Origin of the sequence: Streptomyces marianii, from assembly GCF_005795905.1 — a bacterium.
GTDB classification, from domain to species: Bacteria; Actinomycetota; Actinomycetes; order Streptomycetales; family Streptomycetaceae; genus Streptomyces; species Streptomyces marianii.
The window spans coordinates 4885241-4902402 of sequence record NZ_VAWE01000001.1 but is presented as its reverse complement, the minus strand read 5'-3'; the positions used below and the strand labels follow the sequence as shown (position 1 = coordinate 4902402).

The following is a 17162-nucleotide window of genomic DNA, read 5'->3' as shown; positions in this document are numbered from 1 at the left end:
GTCCTGTGTCGGGCTCTCGGTGCTGGCGGAGGTCGGCTCCCTCCGGCCCGGCGACCGCACGGGAGCCGTCCCGGGCGACGGCAGGCGTCCCGTCCGTTCGCCCGGCTCGCCGAAGTGGCCCCGCTGGCCGGGCCCGGTCCGGACGGGGTCGTCAGGGCCCCTTCGGCCCCACGTCACCGACCACTCCGATCCGGATGCCGAGCCACGGATAGGTGTGCCGGTAGAAGAAGTTGTCCTGCGGCTGGAGTCCGACCGCGGAGGGCCACATCTGGTAGGGCGCGGAGTTCGAAACCCCGCCGTGCAGCCGGCGCCAGACGCGACCGAAGTCCTGCCCGGTCGGAGGCGGGGTGATGGTGTCGGTCCATTCGACCGCGTTGCCGCCCTGGTCGAGGGTCCCCCACGGGGAGGTGGTGCGGGCCTGGCCGACCGTGCCGAGGCTGCCCTGGTAGAGATCGGCATAGGTCGTGGGGTCCAGGCCGAGCGGATTGACGGTGTCGCAGTCGGCCGGCGGCACCTGGGCCGGGCACCAGGTGGGGGCCGCGCCGCCGGAGGGGTGGTACGAAGCGAGCGGCTGGGTCGAGGAGTTGGTGACGTCGCCGGTGGTGGGGTTGAGGACGGTGGGGCTGGGGGCGGTCGCGTCGCCGTCGCCGAAGACGCCCGGGTTGGTGGGGTACTTCCAGTACGACTGCGTACCACCGCCGTTCGGGTCGTAGTACGCCGCCTTGATCCACTCGTTCTGGCTCGGTACGACGAAGCCGGTGTCCTCGGTCCGTGTCGTGTCCGGGCGGTCCAGGTCGTACATCCCGCGCTCGGTCCGCGGTGAGAGCCGCACCTTGTAGGTGACGTACGTGAACGCCCCCTCGGTACGAGTGTCCTTGGCCAGGACCCGGCCGTTGACGAGGGAGTTGACGAGGCGGGCCGCGTCGAGGAAGTCCGCGAAGCCGTACGGCTTGTCCGCCCACTCCGGCCGGGCGGTCGCGTAGTGGCGGCCCCTGCGTGCGTCCTCGAAGAACTCGACCTGGCCGTACTTGGGCCAGGTCGCTCCGCTCTCGCTCTCGTCGTAGAGGTCGAAGGGATCGCGTCCGTCGGGGTCCGCGGTGTTCAGGAAGGCCACCCACTGCGCCACGGTGATCTCGAGCTTGCCGATCTCGTACGGGTAGTCGACCCCGCCGACCGTGAGACAGCCGCGCGCCGTCCCGGGAGCCGCGGAGCAGTCGGCGTAGACGGCATCGGTGAAGGGGACGACGCTCACCGGGGGATTGCCGGGGGCGCCGACCCTGGTGGTCGTCACGGTGATGACCGCACCCGCACGGTGGCGGTCGTTCCCGTCTGCGGGCGTTCCCGCCGTGGCGGCGGGGGCCAGGGGCGCCGACAGCGCGCACGCCGCTGCGACGGCCTTGAGAAGGCGGGGGCGGGGAGATGCGAGACGCATGGGCGTACCTGTCCGGTCGTGGCGGGCCGCCCCGCGAGCCGGAAGCGGGCGGGGCGGCCCGTTGATCACAACAACAGCGGCCGCCACAGTAACCCCCACGGTCGCTCAACGCGTTGAAGGCGGCACCGAACGCATCGAATGGCGCACAGGTGTCGTGTGTCCGGGCGGGATCGTGCTCCCTGCGCCCACGCCTCGTGGTCGTACCGGTACGACGAACGGACGGAGGGGGCGTGTCCGGTACGACGAAACGGCGGAAGGTGCTCGCACCCGGACGACGAGGCCTCGACGCCGCGTCGTGCAGGGCGCCGGTACCGGTGCCCGGTTTCGGGTCCGCGCCCACACGTTCGGGCGGGCACGTAACTCCAGAGCCCCTGCCGCCGGTCACCTCCGGCAGTTCGCACCGCTCGGGAGGCGGGTGGCCACGAGCGCACCGAGGGTCGCCCACGCGGCGAGGGCCACGAGCGCGTTCCCCATCACGGCCGTGAAGTCCGCGCCACCGGCGGGTCCCCGCCCGGCCCCCGGCGCCGTCGCACCCATCAGCATCGTCACCAGGGCCACACCCAGCGCCGGGCCGATGTTCATCGCGGTCTGCTGGAGCCCGCCGGACACGCCCTCCGCGCCGAGGGGCGCTTCGCGCACGACGACGGCGGTGGCCGTGACCATCACGGGACAGAAGCCGGCGCCCACGACCAGGAAGGACAGGCCGGTCGCCACCGGGCTCGACTCCGCGTCGAGGCGGGACGTCAGAAGGACGCCGAGCGCGAGCAGAGCCATTCCCGACACCGCCGTCCGCCGGTGGCCGAACCGGCGCTGGAGCAGCGCGGTCGCGGGCGCGCCCAGCACCATCACCGCCGCCAGCGGCAGCATGCGCAGCGCGCTCGCGAACGGGTCGAGTCCGAGGACGTGTTGGAGCAGGTACATGCCGAGGAAGAGGGTTCCGCAGAGTGCGGCGGACGCAGACACCAGGACGGCCAGCGACGCCACCAGGGGCACCGACCGCAGCACCCCGGGCGGTACGAGAGGGCTCGCGGTCCGCCGCTCGTGGACGACGAAGGCCGCGCCCGCGCCCGCCGCGGCGAAGGCCGCGAGGGTGACCGACGCGGTCCAGCCGGTCCCGGGCAACTCGACGAGGGCGTGCACCACGCTGCCGAGGCAGAGCGCGAACAGAAGGGCGCCGGGCAGCCCGAGAGCTCCGCGAGCGGCGTCGGCGTGCCCCTGCTGCGTGGTCCGCACCTGCGATGCCCCCGCCTGTGCACTCTCCGCTTCAGGGCTCCCCGCTTCCGACGCCCCCGTCCGCGCACTCCCCTCGTCAGGACCGCCCACCTCGGGTGCCCGGACGAGGAGAACGAGCAGCGCGACGGCAAGCGCGGGCACGACGCTCAGGAAGAAGACCGAGCGCCACCCCAGTTGGACGGCGAGCGTGCCGCCGACGAGCGGCCCGGCGGCGACCGCCAGCCCGATGGCACTCGTGCGCAGCGCGATGGGCATGGCGAGCCGGTCGGGGGGATACGCGGCGCGGAGCATGCCGAGTGTGGCCGGCTGCAGCAGCGCCCCGAAGACGCCCTGGAGCACACGCAGTCCGATCACGAGCCCGACACTTCCGGACAGACCGATGCCCGCCGATGCGACGGCGAAGCCCAGCGCCCCCAGGGTGAAGACACGGCGGTGGCCGAGGCGGTCACCGAGCCGGCCCGCGAACACGAGCAGACTCGCCACGGCGATCAGATATCCGGTGCTGGTCCACTGGACCTCGGTGAACGACGCCCGCAGTTCGCGCTGCATCACCGGCTGGACGACGGCGAGTACGGAGCCGTCCACGGCGACGACCACCGCACCGGTGATGCTGCTGGTCAGGGTCAGTCGCTGAAGGCGGCGCCGACCCCGTGGGCCGGTGGCACTCGCGGTACGGGTCCGCGCGACGGTCATGGGGTACGCGTACCGAGGTGCGCGTCCAGGGCCGCCCGCAGCAGGGGTTCGACGTCGTCGCCGCCGGTGGCGAACTGGAGGCTGCCCCAACCCCACAACTGCGCGATGCCGTGCAGGTTCGCCCAGAGCGCGCCGGCGACGACCACCGGGTCGGCGCCGGGACCGTCGCCGCCGCTCGCGCCGGATTCCGCCCGTGCTCTGCCGACGACGTCCACGAGGGTGCGGTACAGCGGCAGGCTGGTCTCGCGCAGTCCCAGTTCACTGCTCTCCAGCAGATCATGACGGAACATCAGGTCGTACATGCCCTGATCGGTGCGGGCGAAGTCGAGGTACACCCGTCCGAGCAAGTCGAGTTGCGCCCGCGGATCACCCTTCGGACGGGCGGCGGCGACGGCCTGGGCCGTCCGCGCGGCGAGATCCTCGAATCCACGGCGGGCGATGGCCGACAGCAGTGACAGGTGGGTCGGGAAGTAGCGGCGGGGGGCGCCGTGCGAGACACCCGCCCTGCGGGCGATCTCCCGCAGGGTCAGGGCCTGCAGACCCTCCTTCGTCACCAGGTCGACCCCGACTTCGACCAGCCGGGCGCGCAGCCCCGTCCCCTGTTCGTTCATGGGACCTGTCTACCAGTGGGGGTAGACACTGTCTACTCCCACTGGTCGTGCAGTCCCGGACAGGCCGAAACACCGGCACCGGTCACAGGCCGGAGCGAGGAGGGGACTTTCGCCACACGCCCTAGGTCGACCCGCAGGTCAGCTTCATCTGGGCCGCCGCATGGTGCGCCCCGATACGCTCGGCGCTGCCCCAGTCCCGACCTCGGTCGAGGAGTTGCACCGCGAAGACCTTGTCGCCCTTGACCGGATAGCTCTTGACGGACACGAGCTCGCCGCGGTGGACGGTCTGGCGGACGCCGAAGCCGGTGTAGCCGGACCGTACGTCGTCCGGGTCGGCGAGGACGCGGTAGAAGGTGGGGGCACCGGCGGACTCCGAGGCGCGGTTCGTCCTGGGGACGAACACCTCGAGCGCGCACGTCCGGTAGTCGTCGTCCAGCTTCCAGCTCCAGATCGCCGTGGCCCGGGTGTCCTTGGCCGTGCTGCCCGACATGGGGACGGCCGTGAAGCTGCCGTCGCAGTCGGAATTGCTGCGGCCGCCCCGGCCGACCGAGTACCAGGCGGCGTCGCCGTTCTCGAACCGGCCCACTTCCCGGTACGTGCCCGTCGTGCACCCCGGGCCCGCCCACTCCTCGAACTGCCCGCCGCCGGGCAGCGCCGTCGGACCCACACGAGTCGGGACGGCGCGCCCGGGGAGGTCGGTCGCGGCGGCCTGTGCGCCGCCGTCGCCACCGCCACCTCCGTCGCCGTCGCCGTCGCCGTAGGTGAGGAGTGCCGCAGCCGCGACGAAACAGCCAAGAACGACGACGGTTCCGCCCGCCAGCAGAGCCCTTCGGAAACGGGAGAGCAGGGAGACGCGACCGGCGATCGTCTCGCGGGCGACCCAAGACGGCCCGGGACGCCGCTCGTCCGGGACCACGTATCCGCAGTCGGGGCAACTCGTACCGGGCAGAGGCGTGTGCCTTTCACTGCCGCACCGTTCGCACGCCATACCAGCCCACTATGCAGGAACCTTGTACGTCACGGGGCGGGAACCGCCGTGATCGGCGGTCGGCTCACGATCCGCGTTCGGCCCGCGACCAGGAGTCGACCCTGCTCCGCGGTCGGCGGGTCAGCGGGAGTGGGGCCGCGTCGTGCACCGGCTCATGACCTGCGGTCTGCCGAACTGGTCGTGGAGGCCCATGACCTGCAGTCGGCCCGGATCTGCGCGGCCGCGTGATGCGCTCCGTCGCGCCCGCCGTACCCCCGGTCCAGGCCGCGGTCCACGAGCTGCACCGTCAACTCACCGTCCCGCAGGGGTAGATCGTTCACGACGACCACCCCACCGCGCATTGCCCGCTGACCGATCTCGAAAGCGGCGAGCACGGATCCGGAGTCCCGGATGTCAGCGAGGACGTGGTACCGCGTCGGATCGCCGGCGACGTCCTCCTCCCGGTGACTCCACGGCACACGTACCGCGACCGAGCACGTCGAGTAGCCGCTGCCCGGCTGCCAGTTCCAGGTGACGGTGTTGCCGCCGTCCTGTTCCCGTGCACCGGACATCGGCACGGCGAGGAACCGGCCGTCGCAGCCGTTGCCCCGGTGGCCGCCGGAGCCGACCTCGTACCAGCCGTGACGGCCGTCCGGGTAACGGCCGTGCGTACGGACACCGTTCGGGCAGCCCGGTCCGGCCCACTCGCTGAACCAGGCCGCTTCCCCGGTCGGCGCGTCGGCCCGCGATCCGGACGGCACCGGCCGGGGAGCGGGGGCGGCCACGGGTGGTTTGGGCTTCTCCGCCGTGGGCCGGGGGGTCGGTTTCGCGGACGTGGCGCCCGGTTCCGGCGCGTCCTCCGGGAAGAACGTCGGGCCGATCCTCTGGGGCATCCCGCCCGGCGCGATGTCGTCCACGACCGGTCGCGCGTCGTCGGCGCGTTCGCCGTCGTCGCCGGCGGTTGCGAGGAGCGTGACTCCGAGCGCCAGCAGACACAGCGAGAGGACGGCTCCCGCCCCCGCAAGCGTCATCCTTCGCTCGAGGACCGGCTCGCTGAGCGTCCGGTGCGCCGACACGGACTCGACGGTGCACGAGTCGAGCACCATCCCGGGCAGCGCGCCCCGGTGCGTCCCTCCGCATCTCTCGCAAAGCATGCGGGTCACTATGCAGCGGGCGGAGTACCGGTCGGTAGACGTCGGGGCGTATCAACGCGGTATCGATCCGGGGTCCGTCCGACGGGCGGGCACGGGGCGCCCGCTACGGGGCGGCGGGTGGCCCTCCGCCGGTGGCCGTCGCACGGACGTGGGGTGGCCGTCGCAGGGGGCCCATGGGGTCTCCGCGTGCCCGTCGCGGGCCGCCGCCCGGGGTCGGACGAAGGCCGTCGCAAAGGCGCCTGGCCCGGGACGGACGAAGGCCGTCGCGAAGGCTGTGGCGTCTGTTGACCTTGCCCCAGGGGCAGGCCGCATCGTCCTCGGCAACCGGGCGGACCTCCCGCCCGGTGACGGAGGATGAGCCCGTGCACAACGACTCCCTGCTCACCATCGGGGCCTTCGCAACGCGGGCGCGGCTCTCGCCGAAGGCGCTGCGCCTCTACGACCGGCTCGGCCTGCTCACCCCGGCGTACGTCGACGCGGCGACCGGCTATCGCTGGTACCGCACCGAACAGGTCGATCGCGCCCGGCTCGTCGCACTCCTGCGGCAGATCGACATGCCGCTGGAGAGGATCGCCTATGTGGTGGAGCTGCCGGGGCCGCAGGCCGCTCGGGCTCTGACGATGTACTGGGCCGAGGTCGAGGAACGCCGTGCCGTGCAGGGCGCCGTCGTGGCCCATCTCCGTGACCGGCTTTCAGGCAGGAGACAGACGGTGTACGAGATCAGGACGATGGACATGGCAGAGCGGGCGGTCCTCACCGAGCGCCGCAGGCTGCTGGTGGACGAGCTGCCCCACTGGCTCCCGGCGGCCCTCGGCCGCCTGGAACGGGCGGCCGAGGAGTGCGGTGGCGTCGCGGGCCCGCCTTACGTCCGCTACCACGCCGAGGTCGGCCCGGACAGCGACGGCCCGGCGGAGGCGTGCGTGCCGGTCCCCGACGCCCGCGCCGCGCAACTCTGGATCGACGAGCACCGGACGGGGGCGGTTCTCCGCGTGGAGCCCGCCGGCCGCCTCGCCTACACCAGGTTGACCAAGGCGCAGGTGGCGTACCCGCAGATCGGGTCGGCCTTCGACGCGGTCGAGCGCTGGGCCACCCGGCATGGGCTGACGGTCGCCGGCCCGTGCCGTGAGGTGTACTTCGCGGACTGGGACGCGGCGACGGCGACGGACGAGGTCTGCGACGTGGCGTTCCCGGTGGCCTGACGGGCGCGGCTCTCACCCAACGGCGGCCAGGGCGGCGGCGACACGGTGCGTCGGCGAGTGACGGCCGCGGAGGCGCTGGGGCTTGTTCCACGTCGGCCGGGCGGGCCGCCGACTAGTGCCGCGTCAGGCAAGGTTTGCCCGACAAGGAGCGGCGTCGGGTGCGGTGGATCGCAAGGCGCCGGGTCGACCTCGTAGTGGGCCTACTCGGTTGACTCGGCAGCGCCGCGAGTCGCCGTGCCGGGCGCCGCGACGGGGCGAACGTTGCCTGACGCGGCACTAGGCGGACGCACAGGCGGTCTGGCGGACGGCCGGGACGGACTGGCGGACGGCCGGCCAGGACGAAGGGCGCTGGAGGCAGGAGCAGGGAGCAGGGAGTCAAGGGCGGGCGGCAGTGGGCGCCCCATCACCCCTCCATCGGCCCGAAGAGCTGCCGCCGTCGTCCCGGCGACCGGGGGCGCCGCCCGTCGGGGCGCCTCCGCTCAGCGACTCCCATCAGCGCCTCTCCCCCAACTCGTCCCGCTCAACTCCTCCCGCTCAACTCCTCCGGACACGGCGTACCGCGCGGGAGCTGGTACGGGGCCGCGAGCCGGTAGACACCCGCGCGCGGGGCGAGGAGTTCCGTCCATTCGTCCCCCTCCGTGTCCTCCCCCGCCTTCGTCAGACAGCCGGCGACATTGACGAACGCCTTCGGCTCGTCGTCCTCCCGGAGCATCGACGCCGCGGTCTCCTGTGGCTGCTCCACACTCCGGCCCTGCTCGTCCACGAGCCCGAGCCACGGCGAGTACGGGACGCGGATCAACACCCGGCCCGCCTCGCGCACATGGATCCGCAGCTCACCGGCGCCCGCCCGGTCCACGGTCGCCGGAGGGTCCGCGAGCGGCGTCGGCTCGCGAACGGCGAAGAGCCGCCAGTTCTCGTCCGACCACACCGGCTTCAGATAGGGCTGGCCGCGCTCGACCAGCTCGGCCTCCTGCCGGGCGCCCGAGTCCGGCTTGCCCGTCGGCAGCACCACGTAATGGACGGCCCATCGGTCCAGCCACTCCCGGTAGTTCGTGGCGTCGAGCGTGTCGTCGTAGAAGAGCGGGTTGCGCTCCATGTCCGCCTGCCGGTTCCATCCGCGCGCGAGGTTGACGTACGGCGCGAGCGCCGACGCCTCGCGATGGCTGCTGGCCGGGACGACCTCCACACGGCCCCTCTCGGCGCCGACCTCCTGGAGTTCGTGCACCAGTGGCGCGAGTTCCCGCGTCCAGGACGCGGCCGGCGCGGTGCGCACGATGTCGTCGACGCTCTTGAAGCCGATCCACGCGTTGAGCCCGGCGAACGCCAGGAGGACCGCGTACCACCTGCGCGAACGCGGCACGGTGTACGGCAGCGCCGCCATCAGAACGACCCCCGCGAACAGCATCGCGAGCCGCGAGACGTTCGAGCCGATCTGCGAGTCCACGAGGAAGGTCAGCAGCGTGCCCGCGGAATACACCCCGGCCGCGGTACGGACGGTGCGCCACTCACGCGGTACGAGGACGAAAACAAGGACCCCGAAGAGGAACGGCAGCGAGGTCGATCCCAGCGACATCGGCTGCGTACCGGAGAACGGGAACAGCCATGCCGACAGCGCCACGACCACGACCGGGGCGATCCCGAGCGCGTAGGCGCCCGGACGGCGCCCGTTCAGGAACAGCGCTGCGGCGACGACCCCGAGGAACAGTCCCGCGACCGGGCTCGACGCGGTCGCGAGGCCGGCCAGCGGCGCCGTGAACGCGGCCTTCGCCCAGCGTTTCCGCCGCCAGCGGTGGGGCCAGCAGAACACCCCGGCGACCGCCCCGAGGGCGAACACCATTCCCAGCCCGAACGTGACCCGCCCCGACAGCGCGTTGCAGAGGAAGGCGAACACCCCGGCCAGCGAGCAGGCCAGCGGGTTCCGGACCGCCCGTACCCGCGTCAGGATCAGCGCGGTCAGCGCGGCGGAAAGGGTCCCGACGACCATCATCGTCGTGCGCACGCCGAGGAGGGACATCAGGTACGGGGACACCACGCTGTACGAGACCGGGTGCATCCCGCCGTACCAGGCGAGGTTGTACGCCGAATCGGGGTGCCGGCCGACGAACTCGGCCCAGGCGTCCTGAGCGGCGATGTCACCACCGCTGTTGGCGAAGAAGAGGAACCACCCGACGTGGAGGAAGGCCGCCAGCCCCGCGGCCACGAGGACGGGACGCCGCGACAGCGCGCCGGCGAACCCGGAGCCCGCGGTCCGCGGGCCGGCGAACCCGGAGCCGGTGGACCGGGAACCCGCAGGCCCGGCGCCGTCGCACGTTGCGCCGTCTCGCCGTGAGCCTTCGCGCCCGGTGACTTCGCCCCCTGTGCCGCGTTCTGAGCGGTCGAGCCGTGCCGCGCGCGAGGCCGGGGGCCGGGGAGACACGGGAGCCTCGGACGTCCCGACCGGCCCATGAGGCGCGGGGATCCCAGGAGACGTGGGCAGCTCCCGGATCACGGCGGCCTCACGCGACACCGGAGCCATGGGCTCCCCGGAGGCCGCGGCGGACGCTGCAGACGAGGCAGACGAGGCAGACGAGGGCGCAACGGACCCGGTAAGCCCGGCAGTCACGGCGGACGCAGCAGCCACGGCGGACGCGGCCGATCCTGCGGTCTCGTAGGGCGCGAGGCATCCGGAAACGACGGGGCACGCGACGGACTCAGAGGATCCGGATCCGGACCCGGAATCCTCCCCTATTCGCGGGTCCTTCGCGGCTCGTGGGCCTCTCACGGCGCTGCTCTCGTCCGCGTGTGTCGGCTCGACGGTGGTCACTGCGGCTCCCGTGGTCGCTTCCCGTGCTCGGGGACGCCCTCCCGGCTTCGCGAGTTGCCCCCGGCCGGGAGACGCCGCGATCCGGGGACGCTAGCACGGTGTTGATGCACCGGACGGGGGCACGGAGGTCCGTGTCCCCGTCCGGCCGCCCGATGTCAGCCCAGGCGGGTCAGCCTGGCGCCGAACCCGGGCTCCACGAGCGCCTTCTGGAGGGCCACCGGCACGGTGACCTGGCTGGCGCCCTCGCCGACGGTCAGCGAACCGACAACCGTGCCGGCCGCCGCCTCGTGCGGCAGGACCTTGCCGCCGTTCGTCAACTCGAGCTTGACGGTGAGGCCGGACCAGCCGACGGCCTTGACGTCCTTGGTGGCCACGAGTGGGATCGAACCGCCCAGACCATCCTCGACCACGCCGACGACCTGGTCCTTCTTGACGATCGTCGCGTTCTTCAGGGCATCCTGCGTCGCGAGCATCAGCTCCCTGCTCGCCTTGATCGCGGTACCGAGGATCGGGGTGTCGTACTGCGCGAGCACGGCACCGACGATCAGCTGGTCCGTGTCGCCGACCATCTTGTGGGCGGCGAACAAGAGGTTGCCACCGGCCTTGGTGGTGCTGCCGGTCTTGATGCCGAGCGCGCCGTCGTAAGGCGGCAGCTCGTTGTAGTTCCGCCACGTCTTGCCCGACGGGTCCGTCCACTCGGGCAGCTTGGTGATGTCCATCAGGGCCTTGATCTCGACCAGCTTCAGCCCCAGCTTGACCTGGTCCTCGGCCGTGCTGACCGTCGTCGCGTCCAGTCCCGACGGGTCCGTGTACGTCGTGTTCTTCATCCCGAGCTCGTCCGCGGCGGCGTTCATCTTCTCGACGAACGCCTTCTCGGAGCCCGAGTCCCAGCGCGCGAGCTGGCGCGCGATGTTGTTCGCGGACGGAATCATGATCGCCGCCAACGCGTCCCTCAGGCTGATCTTGTCGCCCTTCTTGACGGTGTTGAGTGTCGACTCGTTGTCCGTCTTGTCGAGCTGGCCTTCCGCCTCGCCCTTGGCGTCGATCTCGATCATGGGCCCCGGCTCGCCCGGCTTGAGCGGGTGGTTCTTGAGGATCACGTACGCCGTCATGGACTTGGTCACGCTCGCGATCGGCACGGGCTTCTGCTCCCCGGAGGAACCGAGCGTGCCGAGCCCGGACGCGGCCATGTACGCCTGGCCCTTCGCGGGCCAGGGAAGCTGCGGGGCCGAACCCTCGAACTCGTACGTCGGCTCGGCCGTCAGCGAGAGGGTGGGATCCGGGAGCGGACGCACGGCCTGTACGACTGCGAAGACGATCAGGAGCACCACGACGAGCGGCGTCCAGATCCTGACCCGCCGCACCAGGGTGCGGACGGGGGTCTGCGGGGGCGGCGGAGTGTTCGTCAGCTCGGCGAGCAGATCGAGCGGCGGGCGGGGCGGCAGCGGCTGCTGCTTCGTGCGCTCGGGCTCCGTGAGCGAGGCGGGCGGGGCGGCGGGGGACGCCGCGGGCCCGGCCGGCTTCGCGGTGGGAGGCGCCGACTGCGCGGAGGACGGGGCAGGACGTACGTCGTCGCGCCGCAGCGGTACGAACGTGCTGGTCCGCTCGGCGGCGGACTCGGGAGCGGAGCCGGGAGCGGTTTCGGCGGCGGACTCGGAGGCGTCGCCGGAAGTCCGGCCGGGGGCGGGCCTGGACGCCGGTGCGGCCGGGGCGGACCCGGACGCACCGCTGCGGCCGGACGCCGTCCTCTCACCCGTGGTGCCCTCGGCCCCGGGAGCGTCGTCGGACGCGGGAGCGTCGTCGGCCCCGGGCTTCATGCCGGACCTCGGCTCGGGCTTCGGCCTCTCGCTCGGGGGCCCGGTGACCCTGAGCGCAGTGGTGCGCTCGGCCTCCTTCCCCGCGCCTTCCGAGCGCGGACGCTCCGCGTCCGCGCCGTCCACGTCCGACTGCGCCGAGGGGACGGCCGAAGCGGAGGACCTCTCGGCCCGCTTCGGTGCCGCGGGCTGCGAAGTGATCTTCAGCGCGGTGGTCGGCTGGTCCACAGCGGGCCGGGGCAGGGCCTTGAAGACGGCCGTCGGCTGGTCGACGGCCTTCCGGTCCCCGGCCTCCTCGGCGCCGTCGCCTTCATCGGCCGTCCCGGCGGAAACCGCGAGCCTGGCGGAACCCGTCGGCGCGACGACGCCGTCCGTACCGCTCGCGGGACCTCCGCCGGGGCCGTCCTCCGCAGGGGCGGTGTCCTTGCCGGCTCGCCGGGCGGCGGCCCAGCTGGGCGTCCTGGTTCGGGAGCCCTCCTCGCTCGGGCTCGAGCCGTCCGAGGTCGAACCGCCCGCGCTCCCACCGGCCGTGTCCTCGTCGCCCTCGCCCTGGTCCGTCCCGGTTTGGCCCGTCCTGGCCTGATTCCTCCTGGCCTGGTCCACCCCGGTCTGGTCCGTCCCGGTCCGGTCCGTCCCGGTCTGGTCCGCCCCGGCTGACGGCTCCGCGTCGACGGACTTGCGGGGCGGGGGCGCCGTGGGCCTCCTCCCGGCCTTCTCGGCCGCCTCGTGGCCGCTGGGGGCGAGTTCGGGGGCGTCGCCGCCCTCCACCGCTTCCGGAGCACCCGCGTCCGCCTCGTCGTCGCCGGAGGCCCCGCCGGCGCGTACGGCGGCCGGGGCCGGCCTACCGCCCGTTCGCCCGCCCGTACCCTCGTCCGCGGCGGTACCCGCCTCCGCGGTCCCGTCCGCGGTCCCGTCCGCCGTGTCGTTCGCCGTGTCACCCTTGCCGGAGACCCACGCGGCCACCGCCGCACGGAGGCGGTCGTCGCCGTCGGCAGGGCGGTCCTCCGAGGCGGCGGATCCGACCGCGTCGTCGGAACCGGCCGCGGACTCGGATGCGTCCCTGCCCGTGTCCGTGTCCGTGTCCGTGCCCGTGCCCGCGTCGGCATCGGCGGACACCTCCGAGGACGTCGGTTCGGACGACTTCGAGGTCTCGGCGCGCTCCTCCGGCTCCGACGGCAGCGTCCGGAACACCGCGGTCGACTGATCGGCACGTCCCTCGGTGGACGCTCCCGCCGAACGGGCCACGGCAAGCCGCGGATCACGTTCGCCCGGAGTCGTCTCCCCCGACGACTTCTGCTGCTCCGACTTGTCGGGGGACTCGCCCGCCACCGTGCCTCCTCCGTGCCTCAACCTGAACCCGCCGTGGCGCTGGTACCACCCGCACCACTGTCCGAACCATCTATCAGTGTCCTGTGTGAACCCCTTGGCCCCCGTGATAGACGAGAACGACATACCTGCCGGTTCCCACACGAAGCACCCAGGCGCCCTCGACAGACCAATGTGAGAGGCGTCACCCTGTCATTCATCCACGCGGGGAGGCATGGATGGGCAGGAGCCGCAGAACACTTCCGGAGGAGCTTCTGCTGCTCGCTCTGGACCCGGCCACGGGTACCACAGCGCAGCCGCAGTCGCTCGACCTCGGCCTGGCCGGAGCACAGCTAGTGGAGCTGGCCCTGGCAGGACGGATAGCCCCAGACGGGGATCGTATCGCCGTGGTGATGCCACGGCCGACAGGAGATCCGACACTGGACTCCGCACTGGAACTGCTGCGCAGGCGCGGCAGTCCGGTGCGCGCGGTCCACTGGATCGGCGGGCCCCGGCTGGGGTTGCGCCAGACATATCTCTCACATCTGGAAAGGTGCGGCATGGTCCATGCCGTGGCGGGCCAGATGTGCGGGGTGCTGCCGACGACTCGCTACCAGGCGACGGACACGGCGATCAGCCGGGAGATCAGGACCCGACTGGACAGCGCGATCCGCACCGGCGTACCGCCGGACCCGCGGACGGCCGCACTCGCCGCGCTGGCGCACGCGGTCGGCCTGGGCAAGCACCTCTATCCCGGCAACGAGGGGCGGTCCTCCCGCTCCCGGCTCCGGGACCTGATCAGGCACGACCCCATGGGCGGACTCGTGGCGCACGCCGTGATGGACGTTCAGAACGGCGCGTCGGCGCAGCCGCGCCGCAGTCCGGCGGCACCCGGTCGGCAGTCGGCCGTCCAGATGCCGTCACGACGCGGCAGCATGGCCCGCGCCGCCGCTCACTAGTACCGGTACAGGCCACCGGCCCGTAGGTGTACGGCTCGGGCTGGACTGGGCTGGACTGGACTGGGAAGCGGACACGCCTCAGGGATGCGCACGCGCGCCCGTGCGGCCGTGGACGCTGCCGTGAACCACCCGATCGCACGCCCGCCGGAAGAACCGCCGCACCGGCGTCGCACGAGACCGGTTCGGGAGCCGCAGAGGGCGCGGGGCAGTCGTAACGTCGACCGCCCCGCGCTCTCCCTTCGGCATGCGCCCGCCCTGACGCACACACCCTCGGCCCCGCACCCATCTCACGAGGGCACTCGGGTCTCCGAGGGCACTCGGCTGCGCATGCGAACCGCGCCCGCTTCGGGCTCCCACGCGTGCACCCACACTCTCTTCGCGTGCTCACGGGTGCCATTTCCACCACGCGCCGCACACAGCCGGTGTTTTGTCCCCCGCATTGTGCGTGCGTGTCGTCGTTTTCCAGCGCGAGCAGCACCTTTGGTGGCAGTCTGCTGAGACGTAGATACGCACAGCAACAAGGACAGCACAGCAGTCCACAGCCGGAGGTGCAGTTCCCGTGGCGTCCAACGTCAACCCCACCGTCAGGCGCCGCCGTTTGGGCCAGGAGTTGCGCCGGCTCCGCGAGCTCAAGGGCATGACCGCGGAGGAGGTGGCGGATCGCCTGCTCGTCTCCCAGTCGAAGATCAGCCGACTGGAGAACGGCCGGCGCTCGATCAGCCAGCGCGACGTGCGCGACCTCTGTGGAGTGTACGAGGTCGAGGACCACCGCGTGGTCGACTCACTGATGCAGATGGCCAAGGACTCGCGCCAGCAGGGCTGGTGGCACGCCTTCGGCGACATCCCCTACAGCGTCTACATCGGCCTGGAGACGGACGCGGCCAGCCTCCGGGTCTACGAGCCGCAGATCGTGCCGGGTCTGCTCCAGACCCGGGAGTACGCGGAGGCGCTCATCACCGGCGCGCTGCCCGAGACTCCGAGCAGCGATGTGGAGAAGCGCGTCCAGGTCAGGGTCCGCCGCCAGGAGCGGATCGCCTCCGACGAGAGTCCGCTCCGGCTGTGGGCGGTCGTGGACGAGGCCGCGCTGCGCCGGGTCGTGGGCAACAAGGAGATGATGCGCGAGCAGCTGGAGTATCTCGTCGAGCAGTCGCAGCTGCCGCATGTCACCGTTCAGGTGCTGCCGTTCAGCATGGGCGCCCATCCCGGGATCACCGGTCACTACGCCATCCTGGAGTTCCCCGACGCGTCGGACTCCAGCGTCGTATACATCGAAGGCGTCACCAGCGACCTGTACCTGGAGAAGGCGAACGACGTCCACAAATACACCGTGATGTACGAGCATCTGCGGGCGCAGGCGTTGAACGTCGAGCAGACGCGGGAGTTCATCGAGGACATCGCCAAGTCCTACGCCAAGTAGGCCCGGTTCAAGTGCCGTTCACTCGCGGTTCGAGGTCGTGACGGGCACCCCTGGGAAGCGGGCCGGGAAGTCGCGAGGGCGCACAGTACACCTTCGCGGCCACTTCCGGGAAGAGCGCAGTAGAATATGCCATCCGGTCGAGTGAACGGACGTTCTCAGCGGTCGAGCGCCCCAAGTAGCGTCGTGATCACGCCGTCGAGCACGTCGGCCACACCGTCGAAACACGGAACCGGAGAAAGACATGGCTATTCACCAGGGCGCCACGGACACTTGGGTCAAATCCTCCTACTCCGGCGGAAACGGCGCATGTGTCGAGGTCAAGTCCCCTGTCGTACAGGCGATCGCCGTCCGCGACTCCAAGGCCCCCGAGGGCCCGTCCATCACCTTCGTCCCCGGCTCCTGGACCGCGTTCCTGCACGGTGTGAGCAAGGGCTCCCTCTAGGGTTCCGCACTCGAAGCCGGAAGCAGACAAGCGGAAGCCGGAGGCTTCCGACGTCGGCCCGCCCCATGGGTGCCGGGCCGGTCAGCGTCGGGACACCAAGTCCCGACGAACAGAGCCCTCTCGACTGGTCCGCCGTCCCGGCCGAGGGGGCTCGGCACTGCGGCCACCGCCCGCCACCCACCGAAGACCCGACCCGGCCGCCTCTCCGCTAACGCAGCTCGTCCACGTACCGGTCCGTACCGGGGACCGTCGGAATGAACGGCGCCACCAGCTCGATCCTGCCCAGCTCCCCCGCGTCCAGCCCGGCGAAGTGCTCCTCCCAGCCGTCCCTCGGGTCCTGTTCCAGGAACCACAGCAGCGTCAGCCGGGTGTCCACACCCTCCACCTGCTTCACGTAAGTCATCCGGTCCAGTGGCAGAGGCGTGGGCCGGAACACGGTCACCATCGCCGCGGGGGAGACGGCGTCGCCCTTACCCGCGAGCCGCTTCGGCAGTTCCCTCGATCGCAGCCATTCCAGCAGCTCCGCCCTGCGCTCCGGACTCTCCGCGTCGATCACCTCCACGACCAGCCCCGCGTACGGATGGTCGAGCGCGTGGTAGTCGCGCGGCCCCGCGGCGCCGTCCCGGTAGACGGTCGCCACATGATCCTGGAACGCGGTGAACACATGGGTGCGGGCCCGGTGGACGCGGCCGTCGCGATTGAGCCGCTTGTTGATCCCGACCGTCCAGCGCATGTGGTCGTCGTAACGGCCCTCGGTGATCCAGTAGGTGGAGATGTAGCAGCCCGCGGTGACCGGCCGGGCCACCGCCGACTTCTCCGGGTAGCGCAGCAACTGCAGATCGCGGGTGGCGACCCAGCGGCGCCCCGCGAACATCCAGGGCATCGCCATGGCACCCGCGTAGTAGTGGTCGTCCTCGTACCAGCGGTTGTACGCGTACTCATGGCCGGGACGCGGCTCGACCATGGTGATCAGAGCATGGCCGGGACGCACCCCGTAGGGACCGACGGCCGCCAGTTCCGCGTACAGCCCGGACCGGGTGTCCTCGCTCACGACGCACCACTTCCCAGCACGGCGCTCCCCTTCCCTCCCGCGGTCGACCGACCTACTCTGACGCACCGTCAGATAAAGAGCC

General features: G+C 71.9%; 12 protein-coding genes. 4 read left to right on the top strand and 8 right to left on the bottom strand.

The features are described 5' to 3' along the window. Nucleotides 1–151: 151 nt before the first annotated feature. The 5 genes from FEF34_RS22140 to FEF34_RS22120 form a co-directional block, all read right to left on the bottom strand. Nucleotides 152–1432 carry a hypothetical protein gene (locus tag FEF34_RS22140; RefSeq protein WP_138054704.1) on the bottom strand — a complete coding sequence of 427 codons (1281 nt, stop codon included), beginning with the start codon at nt 1430–1432 and terminating at the stop codon, nt 152–154. Nucleotides 1433–1813: 381 nt separating this feature from the next. Then, complete coding sequence (locus FEF34_RS22135; RefSeq protein WP_138054703.1) at nt 1814–3358, bottom strand: MFS transporter; 1545 nt, start codon at nt 3356–3358, stop codon at nt 1814–1816. Further along, nucleotides 3355–3969: a TetR/AcrR family transcriptional regulator gene (locus FEF34_RS22130; protein WP_138054702.1), complete on the bottom strand. Its 615-nt coding sequence runs from the start codon at nt 3967–3969 to the stop codon at nt 3355–3357. The genes FEF34_RS22135 and FEF34_RS22130 overlap by 4 nt, the downstream gene beginning before the upstream one ends. Nucleotides 3970–4090: 121 nt before the next feature. Further along, entirely contained in the window at nt 4091–4885 is a 795-nt protein-coding gene (locus FEF34_RS22125) for an adhesin (protein ID WP_138054701.1), read from the bottom strand. A gap of 224 nt (nt 4886–5109) precedes the next feature. Then, a complete protein-coding gene (locus FEF34_RS22120) occupies nt 5110–6090 on the bottom strand; it encodes an adhesin (protein ID WP_138054700.1) in 981 nt (326 codons plus the stop codon). 344 nt (nt 6091–6434) lie between these two features. On the opposite strand from FEF34_RS22120, the gene FEF34_RS22115 reads away from it, so the two are divergent. Continuing rightward, entirely contained in the window at nt 6435–7289 is an 855-nt protein-coding gene (locus FEF34_RS22115; RefSeq protein WP_407698298.1) for a MerR family transcriptional regulator, read from the top strand. Nucleotides 7290–7809: 520 nt separating this feature from the next. Here the strand turns inward: FEF34_RS22115 and FEF34_RS22110 are convergent. Together FEF34_RS22110 and FEF34_RS22105 are read right to left on the bottom strand one after the other, a co-directional pair. After that, the gene (locus FEF34_RS22110; RefSeq protein ID WP_407698297.1) at nt 7810–9804 is read right to left on the bottom strand and encodes a DUF2339 domain-containing protein; all 1995 of its coding nucleotides are present in this window, start codon (nt 9802–9804) and stop codon (nt 7810–7812) included. 443 nt (nt 9805–10247) lie between these two features. After that, on the bottom strand, nt 10248–13235 hold the full coding sequence (locus FEF34_RS22105) for a D-alanyl-D-alanine carboxypeptidase (protein ID WP_138054698.1): 2988 nt from the start codon (nt 13233–13235) through the stop codon (nt 10248–10250). A gap of 215 nt (nt 13236–13450) precedes the next feature. Between FEF34_RS22105 and FEF34_RS22100 the strand changes: the two genes are divergently transcribed. From FEF34_RS22100 to FEF34_RS22090, 3 genes are all read left to right on the top strand, one after another. Next, entirely contained in the window at nt 13451–14170 is a 720-nt protein-coding gene (locus FEF34_RS22100; RefSeq protein WP_138054697.1) for a GOLPH3/VPS74 family protein, read from the top strand. A gap of 559 nt (nt 14171–14729) precedes the next feature. Then, nucleotides 14730–15587: a helix-turn-helix domain-containing protein gene (locus FEF34_RS22095; protein ID WP_138054696.1), complete on the top strand. Its 858-nt coding sequence runs from the start codon at nt 14730–14732 to the stop codon at nt 15585–15587. Between the two features lie 241 nt (nt 15588–15828). Continuing rightward, entirely contained in the window at nt 15829–16029 is a 201-nt protein-coding gene (locus FEF34_RS22090; RefSeq protein WP_138054695.1) for a DUF397 domain-containing protein, read from the top strand. A gap of 208 nt (nt 16030–16237) precedes the next feature. On the opposite strand, the gene FEF34_RS22085 is transcribed toward FEF34_RS22090, so the two are convergent. Beyond that, nucleotides 16238–17080 carry a hypothetical protein gene (locus FEF34_RS22085; protein ID WP_138054694.1) on the bottom strand — a complete coding sequence of 281 codons (843 nt, stop codon included), beginning with the start codon at nt 17078–17080 and terminating at the stop codon, nt 16238–16240. Nucleotides 17081–17162 lie beyond the last annotated feature (82 nt).

What these genes read in the sequence shown, in the direction of transcription:
- FEF34_RS22135 (WP_138054703.1), bottom strand. Translation starts at nt 3,358, where the DNA reads ATGACCGTCGCGCGGACCCGTACCGCGAGTGCCACCGGCCCACGGGGT.
- FEF34_RS22130 (WP_138054702.1), bottom strand. Translation starts at nt 3,969, where the DNA reads ATGAACGAACAGGGGACGGGGCTGCGCGCCCGGCTGGTCGAAGTCGGG.
- FEF34_RS22140 (WP_138054704.1), bottom strand. Translation starts at nt 1,432, where the DNA reads ATGCGTCTCGCATCTCCCCGCCCCCGCCTTCTCAAGGCCGTCGCAGCG.
- FEF34_RS22120 (WP_138054700.1), bottom strand. Translation starts at nt 6,090, where the DNA reads ATGCTTTGCGAGAGATGCGGAGGGACGCACCGGGGCGCGCTGCCCGGG.
- FEF34_RS22110 (WP_407698297.1), bottom strand. Translation starts at nt 9,804, where the DNA reads ATGGCTCCGGTGTCGCGTGAGGCCGCCGTGATCCGGGAGCTGCCCACG.
- FEF34_RS22090 (WP_138054695.1), top strand. Translation starts at nt 15,829, where the DNA reads ATGGCTATTCACCAGGGCGCCACGGACACTTGGGTCAAATCCTCCTAC.
- FEF34_RS22100 (WP_138054697.1), top strand. Translation starts at nt 13,451, where the DNA reads ATGGGCAGGAGCCGCAGAACACTTCCGGAGGAGCTTCTGCTGCTCGCT.